This window comes from Flavobacterium sp. UBA7663, from assembly GCF_002483315.1.
Classification (GTDB): domain Bacteria; phylum Bacteroidota; class Bacteroidia; order Flavobacteriales; family Flavobacteriaceae; genus Flavobacterium.
In genome coordinates this window covers 42,713-64,767 of record NZ_DLHR01000010.1, presented here as the reverse complement: position 1 = coordinate 64,767, position 22,055 = coordinate 42,713, and the positions used below count along the sequence as shown (strand labels likewise).

General features: G+C 31.6%; 26 protein-coding genes and 1 tRNA gene. 8 read left to right on the top strand and 19 right to left on the bottom strand.

Annotated features, from left to right (window positions below; all coding sequences use genetic code 11):
- Window positions 1-7: 7 nt before the first annotated feature.
- From B2741_RS02330 to B2741_RS02295, 8 genes are all read right to left on the bottom strand, one after another.
- Window positions 8-622 carry a DEAD/DEAH box helicase gene (locus B2741_RS02330; RefSeq protein WP_291135066.1) on the bottom strand — a complete coding sequence of 205 codons (615 nt, stop codon included), beginning with the start codon at window positions 620-622 and terminating at the stop codon, window positions 8-10.
- A 76-nt stretch (window positions 623-698) separates the two neighbouring features.
- Window positions 699-1,862 (bottom strand): sigma-54-dependent transcriptional regulator, encoded by a 1,164-nt coding sequence (locus tag B2741_RS02325; RefSeq protein WP_291135064.1) that lies wholly within the window; start codon window positions 1,860-1,862, stop codon window positions 699-701.
- 15 nt (window positions 1,863-1,877) lie between these two features.
- Window positions 1,878-3,176 carry an ABC transporter permease gene (locus tag B2741_RS02320; protein WP_291135062.1) on the bottom strand — a complete coding sequence of 433 codons (1,299 nt, stop codon included), beginning with the start codon at window positions 3,174-3,176 and terminating at the stop codon, window positions 1,878-1,880.
- A gap of 2 nt (window positions 3,177-3,178) precedes the next feature.
- Window positions 3,179-4,099 (bottom strand): ABC transporter ATP-binding protein, encoded by a 921-nt coding sequence (locus B2741_RS02315; protein ID WP_291135060.1) that lies wholly within the window; start codon window positions 4,097-4,099, stop codon window positions 3,179-3,181.
- A gap of 158 nt (window positions 4,100-4,257) precedes the next feature.
- Window positions 4,258-5,376: a molecular chaperone DnaJ gene (gene dnaJ / locus B2741_RS02310; protein ID WP_153200892.1), complete on the bottom strand. Its 1,119-nt coding sequence runs from the start codon at window positions 5,374-5,376 to the stop codon at window positions 4,258-4,260.
- Window positions 5,377-5,436: 60 nt separating this feature from the next.
- Window positions 5,437-6,000, bottom strand: a complete 564-nt coding sequence (locus B2741_RS02305) for a nucleotide exchange factor GrpE (protein ID WP_291135057.1) — start codon at window positions 5,998-6,000, stop codon at window positions 5,437-5,439.
- Window positions 6,001-6,129: 129 nt separating this feature from the next.
- Window positions 6,130-7,050: a TIGR01777 family oxidoreductase gene (locus B2741_RS02300; RefSeq protein ID WP_291135055.1), complete on the bottom strand. Its 921-nt coding sequence runs from the start codon at window positions 7,048-7,050 to the stop codon at window positions 6,130-6,132.
- A 119-nt stretch (window positions 7,051-7,169) separates the two neighbouring features.
- A complete protein-coding gene (locus tag B2741_RS02295; RefSeq protein ID WP_291135053.1) occupies window positions 7,170-7,625 on the bottom strand; it encodes a DUF4442 domain-containing protein in 456 nt (151 codons plus the stop codon).
- Between the two features lie 233 nt (window positions 7,626-7,858).
- Here B2741_RS02295 and B2741_RS02290 point away from each other — a divergent pair, with 233 nt between their 5' ends.
- From B2741_RS02290 to B2741_RS02275, 4 genes are all read left to right on the top strand, one after another.
- Complete coding sequence (locus B2741_RS02290) at window positions 7,859-8,188, top strand: PadR family transcriptional regulator (RefSeq protein ID WP_153200888.1); 330 nt, start codon at window positions 7,859-7,861, stop codon at window positions 8,186-8,188.
- A gap of 5 nt (window positions 8,189-8,193) precedes the next feature.
- Entirely contained in the window at window positions 8,194-9,918 is a 1,725-nt protein-coding gene (locus B2741_RS02285; RefSeq protein ID WP_291135050.1) for a PspC domain-containing protein, read from the top strand.
- A 21-nt stretch (window positions 9,919-9,939) separates the two neighbouring features.
- Entirely contained in the window at window positions 9,940-10,665 is a 726-nt protein-coding gene (locus B2741_RS02280) for a head GIN domain-containing protein (protein WP_291135047.1), read from the top strand.
- A 297-nt stretch (window positions 10,666-10,962) separates the two neighbouring features.
- On the top strand, window positions 10,963-11,799 hold the full coding sequence (locus tag B2741_RS02275; protein ID WP_291135045.1) for a GIN domain-containing protein: 837 nt from the start codon (window positions 10,963-10,965) through the stop codon (window positions 11,797-11,799).
- Between the two features lie 26 nt (window positions 11,800-11,825).
- Here B2741_RS02275 and B2741_RS02270 read toward each other — a convergent pair whose 3' ends face one another.
- Genes B2741_RS02270 through msrA form a run of 3 tightly spaced genes read right to left on the bottom strand, consistent with a single transcriptional unit; the run spans window position 11,826 to window position 13,399 of the window.
- Window positions 11,826-12,140 carry a hypothetical protein gene (locus tag B2741_RS02270; protein ID WP_291135043.1) on the bottom strand — a complete coding sequence of 105 codons (315 nt, stop codon included), beginning with the start codon at window positions 12,138-12,140 and terminating at the stop codon, window positions 11,826-11,828.
- Between the two features lie 47 nt (window positions 12,141-12,187).
- A complete protein-coding gene (gene folE / locus B2741_RS02265; RefSeq protein ID WP_291135041.1) occupies window positions 12,188-12,856 on the bottom strand; it encodes a GTP cyclohydrolase I FolE in 669 nt (222 codons plus the stop codon).
- Between the two features lie 15 nt (window positions 12,857-12,871).
- Entirely contained in the window at window positions 12,872-13,399 is a 528-nt protein-coding gene (gene msrA, locus B2741_RS02260) for a peptide-methionine (S)-S-oxide reductase MsrA (protein ID WP_291135158.1), read from the bottom strand.
- 280 nt (window positions 13,400-13,679) lie between these two features.
- Between msrA and B2741_RS02255 the strand changes: the two genes are divergently transcribed.
- Both B2741_RS02255 and B2741_RS02250 read left to right on the top strand, forming a co-directional pair.
- Window positions 13,680-14,345, top strand: a complete 666-nt coding sequence (locus B2741_RS02255) for an ABC transporter ATP-binding protein (protein WP_291135039.1) — start codon at window positions 13,680-13,682, stop codon at window positions 14,343-14,345.
- A 1-nt stretch (window position 14,346) separates the two neighbouring features.
- Complete coding sequence (locus B2741_RS02250) at window positions 14,347-15,105, top strand: TIGR02757 family protein (RefSeq protein ID WP_291135037.1); 759 nt, start codon at window positions 14,347-14,349, stop codon at window positions 15,103-15,105.
- Between the two features lie 31 nt (window positions 15,106-15,136).
- Here the strand turns inward: B2741_RS02250 and B2741_RS02245 are convergent.
- Window positions 15,137-15,210, bottom strand: a tRNA-Ala gene (locus B2741_RS02245).
- 205 nt (window positions 15,211-15,415) lie between these two features.
- Here B2741_RS02245 and B2741_RS02240 point away from each other — a divergent pair.
- Window positions 15,416-15,988, top strand: a complete 573-nt coding sequence (locus B2741_RS02240; RefSeq protein ID WP_291135035.1) for a pentapeptide repeat-containing protein — start codon at window positions 15,416-15,418, stop codon at window positions 15,986-15,988.
- Window positions 15,989-16,009: 21 nt separating this feature from the next.
- On the opposite strand, the gene can is transcribed toward B2741_RS02240, so the two are convergent.
- The 5 genes from can to B2741_RS02215 all read right to left on the bottom strand — a co-directional run bounded on the left by can (window position 16,010) and on the right by B2741_RS02215 (window position 19,953).
- Window positions 16,010-16,645 (bottom strand): carbonate dehydratase, encoded by a 636-nt coding sequence (gene can / locus B2741_RS02235; RefSeq protein ID WP_291135033.1) that lies wholly within the window; start codon window positions 16,643-16,645, stop codon window positions 16,010-16,012.
- Window positions 16,646-16,749: 104 nt separating this feature from the next.
- Window positions 16,750-17,433 carry a carbonic anhydrase family protein gene (locus tag B2741_RS02230; RefSeq protein ID WP_291135031.1) on the bottom strand — a complete coding sequence of 228 codons (684 nt, stop codon included), beginning with the start codon at window positions 17,431-17,433 and terminating at the stop codon, window positions 16,750-16,752.
- Window positions 17,434-17,435: 2 nt separating this feature from the next.
- Window positions 17,436-19,031 (bottom strand): SulP family inorganic anion transporter, encoded by a 1,596-nt coding sequence (locus B2741_RS02225; protein WP_291135030.1) that lies wholly within the window; start codon window positions 19,029-19,031, stop codon window positions 17,436-17,438.
- Window positions 19,032-19,102: 71 nt separating this feature from the next.
- Window positions 19,103-19,396: a hypothetical protein gene (locus B2741_RS02220; protein WP_291135028.1), complete on the bottom strand. Its 294-nt coding sequence runs from the start codon at window positions 19,394-19,396 to the stop codon at window positions 19,103-19,105.
- A 77-nt stretch (window positions 19,397-19,473) separates the two neighbouring features.
- Window positions 19,474-19,953, bottom strand: a complete 480-nt coding sequence (locus B2741_RS02215) for a Dps family protein (protein ID WP_291135026.1) — start codon at window positions 19,951-19,953, stop codon at window positions 19,474-19,476.
- Between the two features lie 97 nt (window positions 19,954-20,050).
- Between B2741_RS02215 and B2741_RS02210 the strand changes: the two genes are divergently transcribed.
- Window positions 20,051-20,989 carry a LysR substrate-binding domain-containing protein gene (locus tag B2741_RS02210; RefSeq protein ID WP_291135024.1) on the top strand — a complete coding sequence of 313 codons (939 nt, stop codon included), beginning with the start codon at window positions 20,051-20,053 and terminating at the stop codon, window positions 20,987-20,989.
- A gap of 52 nt (window positions 20,990-21,041) precedes the next feature.
- On the opposite strand, the gene B2741_RS02205 is transcribed toward B2741_RS02210, so the two are convergent.
- Both B2741_RS02205 and mnmD read right to left on the bottom strand, forming a co-directional pair.
- Entirely contained in the window at window positions 21,042-21,236 is a 195-nt protein-coding gene (locus B2741_RS02205; protein WP_111565666.1) for a hypothetical protein, read from the bottom strand.
- Between the two features lie 132 nt (window positions 21,237-21,368).
- Window positions 21,369-22,034, bottom strand: coding sequence for a tRNA (5-methylaminomethyl-2-thiouridine)(34)-methyltransferase MnmD (gene mnmD, locus B2741_RS02200; RefSeq protein WP_291135022.1), 666 nt, complete (start codon window positions 22,032-22,034; stop codon window positions 21,369-21,371).
- Window positions 22,035-22,055: the final 21 nt, after the last annotated feature.

The following is a 22,055-nucleotide window of genomic DNA, read 5'->3' as shown; positions in this document are numbered from 1 at the left end:
GCTTTTTCTAATCTTCTGATTCGAAGAAAAGTGGTTCTATCATTATTCTATCCGCTAAAACTTCTACTCTTTCGGTAATTTGAGTACAGAAAAATAAACGTTGTGTTTTTTCAGCACTCATAGAAAGTCGTTGAATAATAGAATCCTCGCGTTTACGCAACATTTCTTCTACATCATCAACCACAAACATTTTAATGGTGTTCATATTAAATCCTGCAGAAGAAAACATTTCATTAATTCGAACTGGCGTTCCAATTAAAACATCCATTCCTAATGAAATTTGATTTTTATCGTAATCCATATCGCCTTTTTCGTGTACTCCAAAAACACGTAAATTGGTGTAATGGTTTAGCTTTTTGAATTGCTCAACTGCATCCAAAACTTTTTCTTTGTCCTGAACCAAAACCAAAGCACGTGTACTTTCGCCCACTGGTTTTTCCATTCTTTGAATTACATTCAATAAAATAGTCGTGGTTTTTCCAGAACCATTTGGTGATTGAATAACAGCATCAACACCACTTTTAATGGTTGAAAATGTTTCTTGTTGTAACTCATTCGCTTCAATAAAGTCATTTTCAATTAACGCCTTCTGAAGGTTGGGGTTTATTTTTTTTAATTGCATTTTTATTTAGTAATTAGTGAAGAGTGAAAGTAATTAGCAAACTATTCACTAATTACTAATCACTTTTCACTTGGTATTATTTACTCGCAAATAATTGCACGTCTTGTTCCGAAATTTCGCTTCCTCCTAAAATAATTAAACGTTCTACTACATTTCGTAACTCACGGATATTTCCAGTCCAATCGTATTCTTGTAATAATTTGATAGCTTCTTTTGAGAATTTTTTCATAGCATTTCCTTGCTCAGAAGCAATTTTAGCAGCGAAATGCTCTATTAACTCTGGAATATCATCTCTTCTATCATTTAAAGCCGGAACTTTGATTAAAATTACTGCTAAACGATGATATAAATCTTCTCTGAATCTTCCTTCTTCGATTTCCTTTTTTAAATCTTTATTAGTTGCAGCAACCACACGCACATTGACTTTAATGTCTTTGTCAGCACCTACTCTTTGAATTAAATTTTCTTGTAACGCACGTAAAACTTTAGCTTGAGCTGATAAACTCATATCGCCAATCTCATCTAAGAAAATGGTTCCGCCATCAGCCGCTTCAAACTTACCTGCTCTATCTTTTACAGCCGAAGTAAAAGCGCCTTTTACGTGGCCAAACAATTCACTTTCAATCAATTCAGATGGAATAGCAGCACAGTTTACTTCGATTATAGGAGCTGATGAACGCTCGCTTCTTTCATGTAATTGATGCGCTACTAATTCTTTTCCAGTTCCATTTGGACCTGTTATTAAAACTCGGGCATCTGTTGGAGCGACTTTTTCAATCATAGTTTTGATATGATTGATGGCTTCGCTGTTTCCTATCATTTCGTAGTTTTTAGAAACTTTCTTTTTCAAGATTTTGTTCTCTACTACTAATTGTTTTTTGTCTAATGCATTTCGAACCGTATTCAATAAACGATTCAAATCGGGCGGTTTTGAAATGTAATCAAATGCACCTAATCGCATGGTATTTATTGCTGTTTCCAAATCGCCATGACCAGAAATCATGACCATTGGAATTTCAGGTTTTATTTTTTTTACGGCTTCTAACACCTCAACACCGTCCATTTTTGGCATTTTGATATCGCAAAGAATTAAGTCATAATCTTCATTTTTGACTTTTTCAACTCCTTGTAAACCATCTTCCGCTTCTTCAACTTTGTACGAATCATTTTCTTCGGAAAGTATTTTAGTCAATACTCTTCGAATTGCTGCTTCGTCTTCTATGATAAGGATTTTACTCATTATTATGTGTTGGCTTTAATATTTCAACCATTTATATAATTCTTTCCAAGTTGGTTTTTTTCCGTACATTAAAATACCTACTCGGTAGATTTTTGCCGCAAACCAGACTACAAAGATAAACGTTCCGTACAATAAAACTACAGAAAGTGCTAATTGCCATAATGGCACTCCAAAAGGAATACGCATTAGCATCACAATTGGCGAGGTTAATGGAATTAAAGAGAAGATAACAGCCACCGTTCCGTGAGGATCATTCATAACCGTTAAAAACCCAACATATACTGCTAACATTAAAGGCATAATGATAGGCATTAAAAACTGTTGTGAATCGGTTTCTGAATCTACTGCAGCACCAATAGCGGCATAAAACGAACTGTACAAAAAGTAACCTCCAATGAAGAAAACTACAAATGAAATTAAAATTGAAGCCACTGGGATTTCGTTCATATATAAATGAATTTGATCCATGAAATTCGTTGCTACTTCAGCTTGTTCAGCTGTAATTTGAGAGGTAGCCACCGCTTCTTGATTGCCTCCCATAAAGAAAGAAGCTCCAATCATGATAGCGCTACCAAGTACAATCCAAATCAAAAATTGTAAAATTCCAGCTAATGAAGTTCCGATGATTTTACCCATCATTAATTTGAAGGGTTTTACCGAAGAAATGATAATTTCAATAATACGATTGGTTTTTTCTTCAATCACACTTCGCATTACCATATTTCCGTAAATAATGATGAACATCATGATTAAATATCCGAAAGCGAAACCAATAGCAATTTTAATTTCGTTTAAGAATTTTAACCCATCTTCACCTGAAAATTTCGCAAATTGAACTTCTGATTTTATTTTAGCTTTTTCAATTGTATCAGCATCAAAACCTAATTTCTTCAGATTTTCTTTATTTAACTTGGCATCGATAGTTCTTTGTAGCGCCATTAAAAAATCCATTTTCGGACTATCATCCGAAATGTAAGTGGTTTTAGTCGCTAATTCTTCAATATTTTGCACTTCTGGAACATAAATTAATCCTTCGAATGCATTACTTGAGGAATCTTTTGCCTTGTCATAAGACAAACTTGAAAGGTTCACATATTTAATATCTTCTGAATTTTTAAAATCGTTAACAAACACACTGGCTCTATCATGAACTCCAATAGTTTTTACATCGCCTTTATTTACACTAGATAAATATGCAATAAAAAAGGTCATTCCCACAATCAATAACGGACCTAAAAAAGTCATTACGATAAATGATTTATTGCGCACTTTTGCAATAAACTCTCTTTTGATAATTAAAGATAATACGCTCATAATTATTGACTAACGGTTTGAATGAATATATCGTTTACACTTGGAATTTTTTCCACAAAATGTGTCACTTGACCAAATTGAGTTAGGATTGAAAGTAATTCGTTTGAATTGTACTGCCCTAAATGCACTTCTAATTTTAAATCATCGTTTAGTGATTTGAAATTGGTTTGATTTAAAGTGAATTTATGTGTTAGTTGCAACATTAAACCTTCAATGTTATTAGTAAGAATTCCTATTTGAAAAGTATTGGTACGATGTTGACGTTTTACATCTTCTAATTTCCCCTCGATTAATTTATTCGATTTGTGAATTAACGCAATGTAATCGCACATTTCTTCTACCGATTCCATTCGGTGTGTAGAAAAAATTACTGAAGTTCCTTTTTTATTTAATTCGATGATTTCGTCCTTGATTAAATTTGCATTAACTGGGTCGAAACCAGAAAATGGTTCGTCTAAAATCAACAATTTAGGATTATGCAAAACGGTAACCACAAACTGAATTTTTTGCGCCATTCCTTTTGATAGTTCCTGAATTTTTTTGTCCCACCAACCTTGAATTTCTAATTTTTCAAACCAATATTTCAGTTGTTTTTTAGCCTCAGCTTCTGGCATACCTTTCAGTTGAGCCAAATACAAACACTGCTCGCCTACTTTCATGGTTTTGTACAAACCTCGTTCTTCGGGCATATAACCAATATATTGTACGTGTTCTGGCTTTAACTTTTCGCCATCTAAAAGCACCACACCGCTATCTGGCATGGTAATTTGGTTAATGATACGAATAAGTGATGTTTTTCCGGCGCCATTTGGACCTAAAAGTCCGTAGATACTTCCTTTAGGAACTTGTAGAGAAACATTGTTTAGAGCGGTATAATCGCCATATTGCTTTACTACGTTTTGTACTTCGAGAATATTGCTCATAAATTGAGTTGATTTTGTTTATTTATTAGTAGCAAAAAGAGGAAATTGTTACAAAAAAAACCCACCCTTTATTGCTAAAGGATGGGAAAAATTGCTATGAAAAAGAAAAACTCACTCTCCTAAGAAAGTGAGTTTCAAATGTATTAATATTTATTTAATTATGAAAACATATCTTTAACTTTTTCAAAAAAAGATTTGTCTGACTTTTCTGGTTTCGGAATAAAGTTTTCATCTGTAAGCATTTTCTCAAAAAATTGCTTTTGTTCTTTGTTTAATGTTTTTGGTGTCCAAACGTTTACATGAACTAGTAAATCTCCGTTTCCATAGGCGTTTATACTTGGAACACCTTTTCCTTTTAATCTCAATATTTTACCCGATTGAATTCCTTCTTCTAACTTAATACGTACTTTTCCTGAAACAGTATCAATTTCTTTAGAAACTCCAAGAGCGGCTTCGGCAAAACTAATGTACAAATCGTAGTGTAAGTTTTCGCCTTCACGTTTTAAGAATTCGTGTTCAACTTCTTCAATGGCAACAATTAAATCACCTGGAATACTATTCGTTCCTGGAGCTTCATTACCTTTTCCGGCAACTTTTAATTGCATTCCATCAACTACTCCAGCAGGAATTTTGATTGAAACTGTATCTTCCTCTAACAACATTCCTTGCGCATCTGCACCAGCAGGTTTTTGGTCTAAAATTTGACCCGAACCACTACAAATATGACAAGTAGTTGCAGTTTGCATTCTACCTAAAATAGTGTTAGCAATTTTCATGATTTGCCCTGAACCATTACAAGTAGGACAAGTTCTATAAGTTACACCTTTAGCTTGAACTTTACGTTTTACTTTGACTTTCTTTTCAACTCCATTAGCAATTTCTTCCAAAGTTAATTTCACTTTGATACGAAGATTACTTCCTTTTACTCTACGTTGACCTCCGCCACCGCCAAATCCAGAAAATCCGCCACCACCAAAAGCGCCACCAAAAATATCACCAAACTGACTGAAAATATCGTCCATGTTCATGTGTTGACCACCGCCAAATCCACCACCATCAAAAGCTTGATGACCATATTGATCGTATTTAGCTTTTTTATTGGCATCGCTTAAAACTTCATAAGCTTCAGCAGCTTCTTTGAATTTTTCTTCAGCTTCTTTATTGCCTGGATTTTTATCAGGGTGAAATTCGATTGCTTTCTTGCGATATGCTTTCTTAATTTCTTCTGGTGTAGCATTTTTTGAAATGCCTAATATTTCGTAAAAATCTTTTTTCATTACATCTTGTATTATAATATGTAGAAAAAGACAAGTCATAACTTGTCTCTACGGTAAAAATTATTGTCCGATTACAACTTTAGGGAAACGAATAATTTTGTCACCTAACTTGTACCCTTTTTCAATTACGTCAACAATTTTACCTTTTAATTTATCATTTGGTGCTGGAATTTGAGTAATAGCTTCTGCAAAATCAGCATTAAAAGCGTCACCTGCTCTCACTTCTACTTCTTCCAAACCTTTTGAAACTAAAGTACTTCTTAATTTATCATGAATCAATTGTACACCAGTTACTAATGCTTCATCATCAGACTTAGAAACTTGTGCCCACGCTCTGTCAAAATCGTCTAAAACTGGCAACATGGCTTGTAAAACTTCTTGATTTGCTGTTTTAAACAAATCGATACGCTCTTTGGCAGTTCTTCTTTTATAATTTTCAAATTCAGCAAAAAGACGTAAAAATTTATCTTTTTCATTGCTTAATTCTTCTTGCAATTGCTCTTCTACCGATAGTTCTGGTGTTGGAATTCCTTGAGTTTCTGAAACATTTTCTTCATTAATGTTCTCCTTTTCGATGTTTTCAGTACTTTCTTGACTCATATTTTTGAATATTTTTTTAAACATTTTTACTTTAGTAAATGGGATTGCAAATGTATTGCCAAATGTTTAAAAATGTCAAATTGTCAGTGAAAAAAGTTGATTGAAAACAAAAATAGCAACAATTTATATCGTTGCCATTTTAAATAATTAAGTTTAAGCTATATGTTTACTCTTTAATAAATCATTCAAAGCTTTATCTAAGGATGCGAATTTGAATTGAAAATTCTCATCTAAAAGCTTACGACAACTTACATGTTGACTCGAAAATAAGATTTGATGCATTTCTCCAAGAATAAGTTTCATTACAAATTTTGGAATATTAGGTAAAAACAAAGGTTTCCCAAGTGTTTTTGCAATTGCTTTTGTTAATTCAGAATTGGTAACCGGATAAGGCGCCACTCCATTATAAACACCTGCTAATTGGTTTTCCATTACAAATTGGAAAATGGCTACTAAATCTTGAACATGAATCCAAGATTGATATTGTTCGCCTGAACCAAATGCTGCCCCTACTCCATATTGAATTGGTTTTGCCATTTCTTGCAAAGCGCCACCGTTTTTAGCAAGTACAATTCCGATTCTAATTTTAGAAACTATTATTTCTAATTTTTCAAACTGACTAACTTCATTTTCCCATTGTTTCACAACATTACCAAGGAAGGAAACATCAATATCTAAATCGGTTTCATGATATATATCGGTTAAACTATCTGGATAAATTCCAACAGCTGAAGCCGAAATGATTTGTTTTACTTGATGAGAATTCTTTTGCAAAGTTTGATACAATAATTGAGTTGAAAGTACGCGACTTTCAATAATTTCTTCCTTATAAGCGGTTGTCCATTTTTTAGCTACCGAAGCACCTGCCAAATGAATAATTACCTCAACACCTGTTAAAGCGTTAGTATCAATTTCTGATTTTTTTGGATTCCAAAAGAATCCTTTGTAGTTATTTTGTGAAACTAATTTAGATTTCGATGTAGATAAATAATGAATTGTATATCCGTTTTGAAGCAACAAATTCACCAATTCTTGTCCAACCAACCCCGTAGCTCCTGTTATTAATACTGTCATTTTCTTTTTCCTTTTTCTCAAATTTACTATCAATAAATAAGGAATGAAAGTAAATTAACTTATGTTTAGGATTAGTTTTAAGTTGGAAGCAAGAAGTTGAAAGTTTAGGATTAATACTTCTAAGCTCTTACTTTAATTGTCCATTCAAATTGCATTTCCGAAACTTGTTCTCCTTTTTCGTTTTTACCAATTGAAGTTAACCAAATTGTTTGTCCTTCTTTAGTATCCACTGCTTTTTGAATGGTTTCTTTAATAGCATTTCCTTGATTACAAGTAAATGTAATTCTTCCAGTAGCTTTTTTTGTGAATACACTTTTATTTTGAGCCACTAACATAGAGATATTTTTACCACTTTGTTTGATTTGAAACATGACCAAAGCTCCCGTAGTAAACTCAGCTGCCATAGCTTGCACAGCAAAATACATGGAGTTAAACGGATTCTGATTAAACCAACGGTGTTTTACAGTTACTTCACAAACTTCTGGTGAAATTGACTTAACGCGCACGCCACTCCAAAAAGCAGAAGGCAGCTTAAAAAAGGTAAATAGATTTAGTTTTGCAGGTGTAAACTCCATAATTCATTGATTTATTCTGTAAAAATACAAAAAATACTATGCATTCCTACTATTTTTTTAAATGTTAATTTTATGTTAAATATTAGTACTATGCGTAACAAGATACCTTCTTTTAGACTTATCTTTGTATAAGAAATTAATAGGTAATTTAATTTCAATCATCAAATCAATCAATTGCGCAAGCAAAACAAATCAAAAAATGAACAGTCTAATTTAAAAAAACAAGTGGAATTATGAACATTGAAAACACTAAAGCACAAATGCGAAAAGGTGTTTTGGAATTCTGTATCTTATCGGTCTTAAAAGAAAAAGATGCATATACTTCTGAAATATTGGATACGCTAAAAAATGCTAAATTACTAGTTGTGGAAGGCACCGTTTACCCACTACTAACAAGGCTAAAAAACGATAACTTATTAAATTATCGTTGGGAAGAATCAACATCCGGACCACCAAGAAAATATTACGGTTTAACGGATGAAGGCAAAGAATTTTTACAAGAATTAAATGGCACCTGGAAAGAATTAGCAGATGCAGTAAACATAATAACAAGTCAAAACTAAAGGTCATGAACAAAACAATAAGTATAAATTTAGGAGGTTTTTTCTTTCACATCGACGAAGATGCCTATCAAAAATTATCGCGTTATTTTGATGCGGTGAAGCGTTCACTTTCGCCTGATGGAAGAGACGAAATCATGAAAGATATAGAAAGTCGTATTGCTGAACTTTTTCAAGAGCGTTTAAAAAACGACAAACAAGTAGTAGGTTTAAGCGAAATTGAAGAAGTAATTTCGATTATGGGACAACCAGAAGATTATAAAATTGATGACGAAAAAACATCATACCAATCTAGTTCTTCTTCATCAACTAATTTCTATTATCCGTCAAAAAGATTATATAGAGACAAAGAAAATGGAATGATTGGTGGCGTAATGGCAGGATTAGGCCATTATTTAGGAATTGATTCGTTGTGGTTAAGAATCTTAATGGTGATATTATTCTTTGGATTTGGAACTGGTTTATTTGTGTATATAGTATTATGGATTTTAGTACCAGAAGCCGTTACAACTACTCAAAAATTAGAAATGAAAGGGCAACCTATAACCATCTCTAATATCGAAAAAAAAGTAAAGGAAGGTTTTGATGATATTACTTCGAAAATAAGTAGTATCGATCATGAAAAGATTACTAATAGTGCAAAATCTGGCGCTTCAAGAATTGGATCATCAATAGAAGAAGTTATTACCACAATTTTCAAAGTATTTGCAAAAATAATAGGTTCATTTATCTTATTTTTCTCAGCAATAGCATTGTTAGGCATTATCATAACAAGCATTATTATGATATTTTCATCAACAATGCCAGAGAACTATATTTTAAATCACATTCAAACACCTATTGGTTTAGAAACACCACTTTGGGCACAAGGAATACTATTTTTATTAGGATTTGGAATTCCGTTATTTTTCTTATTTATTTTAGGATTAAAATTAATGGTTAACAATCTAAAATCAATAGGTAATTATGTAAAATATAGCTTACTAGCCGTTTGGATTATTGCAGTAGGAATTATTATTTCCTTAGGAATTAACGAAGCTTCACAATTAGCTTTTGATGGAAAATCGGTTCAAAAAGAGGTTATTACTATTGCGCCAACAGATACGTTGAAAATCAAATTCAAAAACAATGATTTTTATTCGAAAAGTAATTACAGAAATCATGATTTCAAAATAACACAAGATGAAGGTGATAACGAAATCATCTATTCAAACAATGTTTCTATAGAAGTTAAATATACAGATGAAACAACTCCATACATGTTAATTGAAAAATTAGCCAATGGAAAATCAACTTCTCAAGCTAAGAAAAGAGCTGAAAAAATAAAATACGATTATAAAATTGAAGGTAATACCATCATTTTAGACAATTATTTATTGACAGCTGTTGAAAATAAATTCAGAGGTCAGGAAGTAGAAATTTATCTTTATTTACCAAAAGGAACTATCTTTCAAACTGACGAAAATTTTAGTAACTTTGACAGAAGTGATTACGGATTTTTCGATGAAAATGAATACGATACAAAAAATCCAGTTTATAAAGTGGATGCCGATAAAGTAAGATGCTTAAATTGTTTAGCTGAAGAAAATAGAGAAAACAATGGGATAGAAAATGAAGATTCTTCTGCAACCATTTATTATGACGACAATGGAGTTTTGATAAAAAAAGAGGTTAAAGTAAATGAAACTGATTCATCAAAAACCAAAGAAATCATTACGATAAAAACTAAATAAGAACTATTAAAAATTTAAAATATGAAAACGACTTTTAAATTAGTTGCTCTTCTACTAACTCTTAGTCTTGCCTCGTGCAATGCTAATCTAAATTTAGGAGATGGTATTGATGGAAGCGGTAACGTAGTAACTGAAAAAAGAACAATTGATGCTCCTTTTACTAAAATTGATGCTAGTACAGGTGTTGAAGTAATCGTAGAACAAGGTGCAACTACAGAAGTAGAAGTGGAAGTAGATGACAACTTAATGGAACACATTGTTACAAGAGTTGAAAATGGAACTTTAATTGTAAAAATTGATGGCAACATTAATACAATGGAAAGTGCAATTGTTCGTGTGAGCACAAAAACTATTGAAGGGTTAGAATCTTCAAGTGGTGCAACTATTCGTTCAAAAAGCACTTTAAAAGGAACTAATTTAGCTTTAAAGTCAAGTAGCGGAAGTACAATTAATACCGATTTAGAATACGAAAAAGTAAGTAGCGAATCAACAAGTGGTAGCGAAATAAAACTATCTGGAAAAGCACTTGTGTTAGATACTAAATCGTCAAGCGGAAGTGAAATAGATGCCAAAGACTTAGCTGCAAACGAAATCACAGCTCAATCTACAAGCGGAAGCAATACTACAGTAAATCCAATTGTACTGTTAAATGCAAAAGCCTCAAGCGGAAGTTCTATTGATTATGTTAAAGAACCAAAAAAAGTGATTAAAGAAGAAACTTCTGGTGGAAGTGTGAGCCTTAACTAATTAACAAATAATTAGTATTTAATTAACAGCTTTATTTTAAGCATTTTATAATTTTACATTAACAACTAAAACTTCACTCTCATGATTAAGTTGATAATACAAGTCGTAGAATTTGTTTTTACTTTAGTAGTAAATTTAATAGATTCCATTATATAAAACAATGAAAGCACTAGTATAAATACTAGTGCTTTTTATTTTTATCTCCCTATCAGATAGCGTTATTTTTTTAATCTCTTTCTGAAAAAATAAAATTGGAACAAATTTTGTGTATGTTTGTGATATCAAATTATCATAAAAATGACAAAAAAAATATCTTTTCTGTTTGTCCTTTTATTTTTAGTTACAACTGCTGTGGCTCAAAAAAAAGAAAAAATTAAAGGTTCAAAAATTGTAACAGTTTCGGTTAAAGAAATTCCTGCTTTTGAAAATATTGAAATCAATGACAATTTTGAAGTCTTCCTAGTAAAAGCAGATAAAACTTCTTTAGAAATTGAAGCCGATGATAATCTTCACGAAATTATCAATTATGAAGTCGTAGCTGGTACATTAAGAGTTTCATCTTTAAGAGAAGCTAGTGGAGCAAAAAAATTCGCATTACGAATTAACTATACTTCTGATTTAAAATTAATCACTGCAAAAAACGAAAGTTCAATTCATGCTTTAGCTGATTTAGAATTAGAAAACATTACTGTTAAAAATTATGATAATTCTAGGGCATTCTTAAATGTTAAAGCTAACTATTTTGCCTTAGTTTTAAACGATAAAGCAGAAGCAGAGATTAACGTAAAAGCAGAAAACACTTCTTTAGAATTAAGCAAAAATGCTGAATTAAAAGCTTTAGTTACATCACCTGAGTTAAAACTAGACATGTATCAAAAAAGTCAGGCTACAATTGAAGGTAATTGTAATAATGCTAAATTAAGATTAGACAACTCTTCATTACTTATCGCAAAAAAACTAATAATAGCTAGTTTAGATTTAACTATGGAAGGTTATGCAAAGTGCTATGTTAATGTATCAACCAATCTTACATTATCAGCATCAGGAAAAACTGAAGTAGAACTATTAGGTGAATCAAAAATTCAAATTAATAAATTCATCAATAACGCAACTTTGTCTAAGAAAGAAAAATAAAAAAAGGAGCTTTATTGCTCCTTTTTTTATTCTTGACCTTTTCCGCCTTTAATTATGTAGGTGTAAAACCAAGTTATAGTAAATGTTGGTACAAAATCTATAAACGGAACCAACTCTTCTATAAAACCAAAAACACCGGCTAATTTTCCAATAGTTCCTTTATACATTGTCATTAATAATATTCCTGAAATGGGTGCCCAAACTAAATCGGTTACTTCTGCAAATACAGGAACTATATAAGACAACATTCCTATTCCATCAAACAACAAACTCAAAATTAATTTCGATGTTTTATCGCTTTTTACGGGTTGAGCTGGATTATTAATTGCTTTTTCTATCATTTCTTATTTTGTAAATTCTATTACGAATATACAAAATAGATGCCAAATTATTCTTTATGAATCATTTTATAAAAATCGTCACGGAATTCTTTCTGATTAAAAACACCACCATACTGCAAAGTTGATGTATAACTGCTTTCATCTTTAATACCGCGACTCGAAACACATAAATGAGTAGCTTCCATCACCACAATCACATTATCAGTTTCTAAAACCGTTTTTAGTTCGTTGAAAATTTGCATAATCATACGCTCTTGTACTTGTGGACGCTTCGCATAGTAATCTACAATACGATTCAGTTTGGATAAACCAATTACTTTTCCAGAAGAAACGTAACCAATATGCGCTTTCCCTACAATCGGTAAAAAATGATGCTCGCAAGTTGAATTGAAACTGATGTTCGCTTCCACCAACATTTTATCATATTGATACGAATTATCAAAAACAGAAATCTTTGGTTTGTTCGCAGGGTTTAATCCTGAAAAAATCTCTTGCACAAACATTTTTGCCACGCGATGTGGCGTTCCTTGCAAACTGTCGTCAGTTAAGTCTAAGCCTAACTCTTTCATGATGATTTCAAAATGGTGTTCAATAACTTCCATTTTTTGAGCGTCAGATCGTACAAAAGCATCTGGTCTCAAAGGAGTTTCCACAGATGTCATTTGATGATTGTCACCAATAATGTCGAATATTTCTTTTTCAATAGTAGTGTTCATAGCAATTTTTCCCTTCTATTTTAATTTCGATTTATAATACTTGCGCAATTTTTCTAATTTTGGTGCAATCACCATTTGGCAATAACCTTGACTCGAATTTTGATTGTAATAATTTTGGTGATACTCTTCTGCATTGTAAAACACAGTAGCCGAAGAAACTTTCGTTACAATCTTTTTATCATACAATTTTTCTTTTTCTAATAACTGAATGTAGTTTTCTGCTTTCGTTTTCTGAACTTCCGAATGATAGAAAATTTCACTTCTATATTGTGTTCCTACATCGGCACCCTGACGATTTAATGTTGTTGGGTCGTGTGTTGCGAAGAAAACTTCTAATAAATCTTCATACGCCACTTCATTCGGATTAAATGTAATTTGAATCGCTTCAGCATGACCTGTTTCTCCCGTACAAATATCCTTGTAAGTTGGATTTTTAGTTGTTCCTCCAATATATCCCGAAACCACTTTCTCTACTCCTTTTATCTCTAGGAAGACCGCTTCGGTACACCAAAAACAGCCTCCAGCAAATGTTGCTACTTCCATACCTTCTTTTACTTTTATTTTTACAGGTTCTTTAAACTCTTCTTTTACTATTGGTTTTTCTTTTGCCGTACATGAACCAAAAAACAAACCCAAAACTAACGACAACCCTTTTAAACTATTTCTCATAAATTACATTCGTTTATTTTGTTTAACAAATTTACATAAAAATTAAACATAAATACTATTTTAACTAAACTTTATTAATTGAGATACGTGAATAGATTTCGAATAGTTTTTTTATTAGCCAAAAATCTTTGTTTCTTTGTAGAAATGTTCCATTATGATTACGGCAAAAAATCTACATAAATATTACGATTCGCTTCATGTTTTAAAAGGAGTGGATTTACACATTAAAAAAGGAGAAATCGTTTCTATTGTTGGTGCTTCTGGTGCTGGTAAAACAACTTTACTCCAAATTTTAGGTACATTAGACTTGCCTGCAAAGCAAAATAATACCGTTTTAGAAATCAATGGAGCATCGGTTTTGAATTTAAAAGATAAAGAACTTTCTAAATTCCGAAACCAACATTTAGGATTCATTTTTCAGTTTCACCAATTATTGCCTGAATTTACTGCTTTAGAAAATGTTTGCATTCCAGGATTTATAGCCAATCGCGATAAAAAAGAAGTGGAAACAGAAGCTAAACGTTTATTATCTTATTTAGGTTTAGCCGAAAGAACGCATCACAAACCAAGTGAACTTTCCGGAGGAGAACAACAACGTGTTGCGGTTGCCAGAGCTTTGATTAATAAGCCAGCGGTTATTTTTGCAGATGAACCTTCAGGAAATTTAGATACTACAACAGCCGAAAACTTACACGAATTGTTCTTTAAATTGCGTGATGAATTTGGGCAAACCTTCGTAATTGTGACTCATAACGAAGAATTAGCCAACATGGCAGATAGAAAACTAACTATGGTTGATGGGAATATTGTAAGTTCTTAAAATGACACAATCCGAGCTAAAAGAATTCCTTGACGAAAAGGTAGAATTGTATAACAATCCGAATTTCATTGAAAGCGATCCAATTCAAATTCCTCATTTGTATTCGCTAAAAGAAGATATTGAAATTGCTGGATTTCTTGCTGCTACAATTGCTTGGGGAAATCGCAAAATGATTATCAACAATGCGAAGAAAATGATGGATTTGATGGGAAATTCGCCTTACGATTTTGTCATGAATCATTCAGAATCGCAATTAGAATCGTTAGAAAATTTCGTTCATCGTACTTTTAATGGAAAAGACTTTGTTGGATTCGTTAAAGGTTTGCAACACATTTATCAAAATCATAACGGATTAGAAGCAGTTTTTTCGAAAGAAAATCTAACAATGCAACACACCATTTCCGAGTTTAAACAATTATTTTTTGAAATTCCACATTTAGCTCGAACTGAAAAACACATTTCCGACCCGTTGAATGGTTCGGCAGCGAAACGCATTAATATGTATTTGCGTTGGATGATTCGAAAAGACAACAAAGGTGTAGATTTAGGGATTTGGAACAGCATCTCTCCTGCACTACTTTCTTGTCCATTGGATGTGCATTCTGGTAATGTAGCTCGGAAATTAGAATTATTAACTCGCAAACAAAACGACGCTAAAGCATTATCCGAATTAGATACTAACTTACGATTATTAGACGCAACTGACCCAGTCAAATACGATTTTGCATTATTTGGATTAGGTGTTTTCGAAGGGTTTTAAAACAAAAAATCCTGCCGAAACAGGATTCTTGTGGAGAAGATGGGGCTCGAACCCACGACCTCTTGACTGCCAGTCAAGCACTCTAGCCAACTGAGCTACATCCCCAAAATTTTCACGAATATAGCTTTTTTTAAACACATAGACACATAAGTCCTACTTTCTCTACATTTTAGACGTTTCACTTTAAATAGCCTACATAGACAATATTATAAAACTATGTGAATATGTTTTTCATCAACCAAACCTACTAAAAAGATTCTTTTTGATTCGATAAAAAATTGAAGTAGTTTTACATTTCTAAAATAAAACCATGCACGCAGATTATATTATCGACCAAAATTTCTCTGATATTACTTATGCAGAAAGTGATGTAAAGTATAAAGAATATGAAAATTGTACGTTTACGAATTGCGATTTTAGAGCGTGTTCGTTTATTGCGGTAACGTTTATCGATTGCAATTTTATTGATTGTAATTTTAGAGGTACAAAAATCAACCATGTGTCGTTGCGTGATGTTTGGTTTACGAAATGTGATTTTACTTCTGTGAATTTTGCCATGACGGATCAAATCTTATATGAATTCCATTTTAAAGACAGCTTACTTGATTACGCTCAGTTTTACAGTTTAAAACTCAAGAAAATGCAGTTTATCAATTGTAGTATGATTGCCGTAGATTTTATGGAAAGTGATTTATCGGAAGCCATGTTTGACAATTGTAATTTAAGACATGCTGTTTTCATAGGTACAACAGCTCACAAAACGGATTTTTCAACGAGTTATGATTTCATCATTGACCCTGAAAAAAACAAACTAAAACGTGCTATTTTTTCTTCAGACAATTTAGCCGGGCTTTTGAAAAAATATGATTTGGTGATTAAGTAATTTCAAAAAGATTTATTAAGACTAAAACTTCAATTGATAGACATCATCTAAATCCTTATCACAACTAAAATTTACACCTAAATCGGTTACATAACCATCGTTTAACCCATAAACCCATCCGTGTAAAGATAATTCTTGCCCATTTTTCCAGGCATTTTGAACGATAGATGTTTTAGCTAAATCCATAACTTGTTCTTTAACATTGATTTCAACAAATTTATTGAATCGTTCTTTTTCGTCTGTAATAGCGTCTAATTCTTGTTGATGAAAACGATATACATCTTTAATATGTCGAATCCAGTTGTCGATAATTCCGATAGAACTATTTCCCATTGCTGCTTTAACACCTCCACAACCATAATGTCCACAAACAATTACGTGTTTTACTTTTAAAGCGTTTACAGCATAATCTAATACACTTAGCATATTCATGTCTGAATGCACAACCATATTAGCAATATTTCGATGAACAAAAACTTCTCCAGGTTCAGCACCAATAATTTCATTTGCTGGAACTCGACTATCAGAACATCCAATCCATAATAAAGGTGGATTTTGTCCGTCGGCTAAATTCTTGAAATAATTTGGGCTTATGGCTAACTTGTTTTCAACCCATTTTTTGTTATTATCTAATATCTTTTTGTAAAAATCGCTCATTATCATGGTGTAAGTGGTATCAAATATAAAATAAAAAAGCTATCAATTCCGTATTAAAATATATAGAAATGATAGCCCTTTATAAATTGTGTATTAAAATTTATTTAGTGTCTTAATGCAGCTACTGTAAATTCAGGATTTAAATCATCTTTAACGTACATTACATCATCATAGAAAATTACTTTACCCGATTCAATATCGTGCATTGCTCCAACGATTCCGATTTGTCCTTCTTCTAACATTTGTTCTAAAACGAAACTTCTTTCAATAATGTTTTTTACATTTCGTTTTACATTGATTTCGGCAACATTTTCAACAAATTCACTATTTTTTGAAGTTCTATTGTTTGTTGTTTCCTTTTCTTGATAAACTGCCGGTTGAATTTTAGACAATAACTCGGTTAAATTCCCCATTTCAACATGATCACAAGCGCCTTTAACAGCGCCACATTTTGAATGTCCTAAAACCACGATTAATTTAGAACCCGCAACTTTACAGGCAAATTCCATACTTCCAAGAATATCGGTATTTACAATATTTCCAGCAATTCTTACTGAAAAAATATCACCTAAACCTTGGTCAAAAATTAACTCCGCAGAAGTTCTACTGTCAATACAACTTAAAATCGTAGCAAATGGCCATTGACCATCACGAGTTTCGTTTGCTTGTTCTAATAAATTTCTGTTGGCTTTTAAGTTATTTATAAAACGTTCATTTCCCTCTTGTAAAAATTGTAATGCTTTACGAGGTGTCATTAATGCTTGTGTTTCTTTATTGTGTGCTTTCATAATTATTTTATTTCTTCTTTAGAATCTTTAATTTTTACGTGTTTAAATTCTGTATTATCTAGATTATATTGGTCTTTAAAACCTTTTAATGTTAAATCAATTTCTTTGTCTTCCGCTTGGGCATTTCTAAAATCTTTTATAAGCTCTAAAACATCAAAATCAATGTATTTAGCATTTGATGCATCAATAATTAATTTAGAACCATTTGGAATGCTTCCTAAAGTACTTTTAATAGCAGCTTTATTCAAAAACGAAACTTCTTGTGCTAATTTGATTGTAATTACATCACCATCTTTAAATGATTCCTTTTTGAATGAATAGGCAATTTTTAAATTTTGGTATAAAATAAAAATGATACTTACTGCTAAACCAATTCCAACTCCTTTCAACAAGTCAATACGCACTACAGCTATAACCGTAACTACAAAAGGAATAAATTGAGTATAACCATTATTCCATAAATGAACAAAAACACTTGGTTTTGCTAATTTATAACCCACCATTAATAAAACCGCTGCTAAAGCCGCTAAAGGAATTTTATTTAAAATAAACGGAATAGATAATGCAAAAGTGAATAACAACAATCCATGAAAAATAGTTGAGAATTTTGTTCTACCACCTGAATTTATATTGGCAGACGAACGAACAACAACTGATGTCATAGGTAAACCACCTAATAAACCACTTAACATGTTACCAATTCCTTGTGCTTTTAATTCACGATTAGTATCAGTAAATCTTTTGTATGGATCCAATTTATCAGTTGCTTCAATACATAATAAGGTTTCAATAGATGCAACAACCGCAATGGTTACAGCTACAATCCAAACTTTTTCATTAGTTAATGCTAGAAAATTTGGCAATGCAAATCCGTTGCTAATTTCGGTAAACGAAGGCAAACTTACAAGATGATTTTGAGTGACAATAGCTAAACTTGAACCTGATTGAATAAAAAATTCATTCAATAAAATACTTACCACAACAACAACTAAAGCTCCTGGAATAACTTTTATCTTTTTCAAAGCGGGAACTTTTTCCCAAGTAATCAAAATAGCTAATGATAATAGTGCAATAATTAAAGCTCCTGTATGAATATAATTTATCGATTCTATCAAGGTATCAAAAGTAGTATGACCTGATTTTTCAATATAGAAAAAATCACCCTCGTTATCTACATCGTGACCAAAAGCATGGGGAATTTGTTTTAAAATGATGATGATTCCAATCGCAGCCAACATGCCTTCGATTACGCTTGTGGGAAAATAATTTGAAAAACTACCTGCTCTTAAAAATCCTAAGGCAATTTGGATTAATCCCGCCAAAATTACCGCTACTAAGAAAATATCAAACCCACCTAAATCGGTAATTGCAGATAAAACAATGGCCGTTAAACCAGCCGCTGGACCCGTAACACTTAATGAAGAATTACTTAAAAATCCAACAACAATTCCACCGATTACACCCGAAACAATACCTGAAAACAAAGGTGCTCCAGATGCTAATGCAATTCCTAAACACAATGGCAATGCCACTAAAAATACAACAAGTCCAGCTGCAAGATCTCCTCTTACATTGGAAAAAATAGAATGATTATTCATGAATTTTTTGTATAATACATTAATAGTACACTCAAAAATTAAAGAGTGTTAATAAAGAAAAACTAAATGTATTATAGAAAATTGGGAGGTGGAGAGAAAATTTGGTGAGCCAAATTGTCAAAACTTAATAAATCATGTTCCATTAGGACATTAAGTTTTGCTAATTCTCCGAATGAAAAATGAACAACTGAATAATTAGTAGTTTGTACCGTTTTAATTTCATTAAACGGCGAATGATTTTCCTCTTCTTCACACATCGTGTAAAAATAAGAGGTATCTGCTTCTTTATCTACCATTCCAATTAAAGTTGGAGTAGCTAAAAAAGTAATGAAAATAAATAAGAAGATATTTACTAATAATTTCATATTGCGAATATACTATTTCAAACCGAAACATTTCTTAATTTTTTTATAAAAAAACCACCAAAAAAGTGGTAGTCATTTTAAATTTCTTCTTCCATCCATGCTTTAAGCATCCAATTTGTTTTTTCTTGCTCAGCAATAAAATCACTCATCATAGAATTAGTTCCTTCATCATTGATTTCTGATGCTTTAGTTAAAATTACTCTTTCAACTTGTAACAAAACACTTAACGATTCTAAAATCAGCTGAATAGCTTCTAAATCTTTTGAAATATTTTTTCCTACTTTTAATTTACTATTTGCAATATAATCTGAAAATGTATGTAAAGGAGTTCCTCCTAAAGTAAGCACACGCTCTGCTATTAAATCAATTTTTAACTGACTATCGTTGTATAATTCTTCAAATTTTAAGTGCAAATCAAAAAATCTTTTCCCTCTAATATTCCAATGTAAACCTCTTAAATTTTGATAATATATTTGGAAGTTAGATAACAATCCGTTCAATTCATTTACTAATTCTTCAGATTGTTCAACTGGTAATCCTAAGCTATTAAGTTTCATAATTTAGTATTTATTTTCTCAAATTTACAAAATTACACACCCATTTCCTATAAATTTAATTGATAGTTTTTATATTTGTATCAAATTTATCAATGTTATGACAATTACTCAATTATACTACGTTTTGGCTGTAGCCGAATATAAGAACTTTACGTTAGCTGCTGAAAAATGCTTTGTAACACAACCTACACTGAGTATGCAAATTCAAAAATTAGAAGATGAATTAGATATTTTGATTTTTGATAGAAGCAAAAAACCAATATTGTTAACAGAGGTTGGTGAGAAAATCGTAAACCAAGCCAAAAACATCGTAAATGAAGCAGGAAGAATTAAAGATATTGTTGATCAACAAAAGGGCTACATTGGTGGCGAATTTAAAGTGGGAATAATTCCAACAGTAATGCCTACATTACTTCCTATGTTTTTGAATAATTTCATTAAAAAATATCCAAAAGTAAATTTGATTATTGAAGAACAAACCACTGAAGATATCATCAAGAAATTAAAAAATGGTCATTTAGATTGTGCTATTGCTGCCACTCCGTTAGAAGAAGAAAATTTAAAGGAAATCGTTTTATATTATGAACCTTTCGTAGCTTATGTACCTTCAAATCATCCTTCAATTGATAAAAAAGAAATAGAAATTTCTGATTTAGACTTGGACAAGATTTTACTTCTACAAGACGGTCACTGTTTCAGAAACGGAATCCTTAACTTATGCAAAAACAATAAATATATAGCTGATAGTCATTTTCAATTGGAAAGCGGCAGTTTTGAAACACTTATCAAATTAGCAGATGAAGGTTTAGGAACCACTCTTCTTCCTTATTTACATACTTTAGATTTGAATGAGAAGAACAAAGAAAAACTAAAACCGTTTAAAGATCCAAAACCTGCTAGAGAAGTAAGCTTGATTTATCCTAAAAACGAATTGAAAATACACATTATTAATGCCTTACGAGATACTATATCGGGAGTTGTAAGAGGAGCTATTGCTTTTAATGATGTGCAGATTATAAGTCCAAAAACAAAATAGATTTCAATTTATACCATAAAAAAAGTCCCGAGATTATCGGGACTTTGTATTTTTAGTTGATATAAATTAAACATTGTCTTAATTCGGGCTTTTCTTCGGTAAACTGTAAAAGCCACTCTCTCAATTGATCTATTTCATAAGGAAGCAATATTCTCACTGCTTTCTCTAATTCTTTACAAAATAGTTTCGCATCAAAACTCACTCTCTCCAAAATTGACTTGGTGTAAGAAAACATCGGTCTGGGCATACTTTTTCTAAATAAAAGGTTAGACTGGGGGTAAGAACTTGTCGTAAAGATAAATAAAAAAATCTTTCGAAAACGATGTAGTTGACAAAAAAAATGCTAAAATTTTATTAAATTCTTACTTTACAGTAAAAATCATACATTTTTTGTAGCTCGTAACATTTCACGCTTTCCTGGAGCTCCAGGTAGTTTTTCAATTGAAAATCCGACACTTAGCATTGCTTTTTTAATTGATGAGCGACATGCATAAGTGACTAAAGTCCCTTTTGGCAAAAGTGCATCGTACATTTTCTTAAAAATAACTTCACTCCACAATTCGGGTTGTAATGGAAAACCGAAAGCATCAAAATAAATCAAATCGAATCGATTTTTATCTTCAATATCTTGAAAAAACTGTTTTCTCTTAGTTAAAAGAAAGTTTTCAGTAATAGTTTGTTGGTTTTCCCAATCACAAGAATGCATTTTATCAAAAATCTCCTGATACATTTCGGAATCTAATTCAGAAACATAATTCATTTGCGCTATTTCTTCCTGAGAAATAGGATATGCTTCTACTCCAACGTAATTAACCTTTTCTTTATTTATAGTTTCCAAAAAAGTAATGAAAGCATTCAAACCTGTTCCAAAACCAATTTCAAAAATGGAAATTGAATCCTGATTTTGAAATAAATCCAATCCATTTTTGATAAAAACATGTTTCGCTTCTTGAATTGCACCATGAGTAGAATGATAGTTCTCATCCCAATCAGGAATTCGAATAGTAGTGGAACCGTCATCGGTGATAATAATTTCTCTTTTCATAGCAAATTCAAAAAGAAAAGG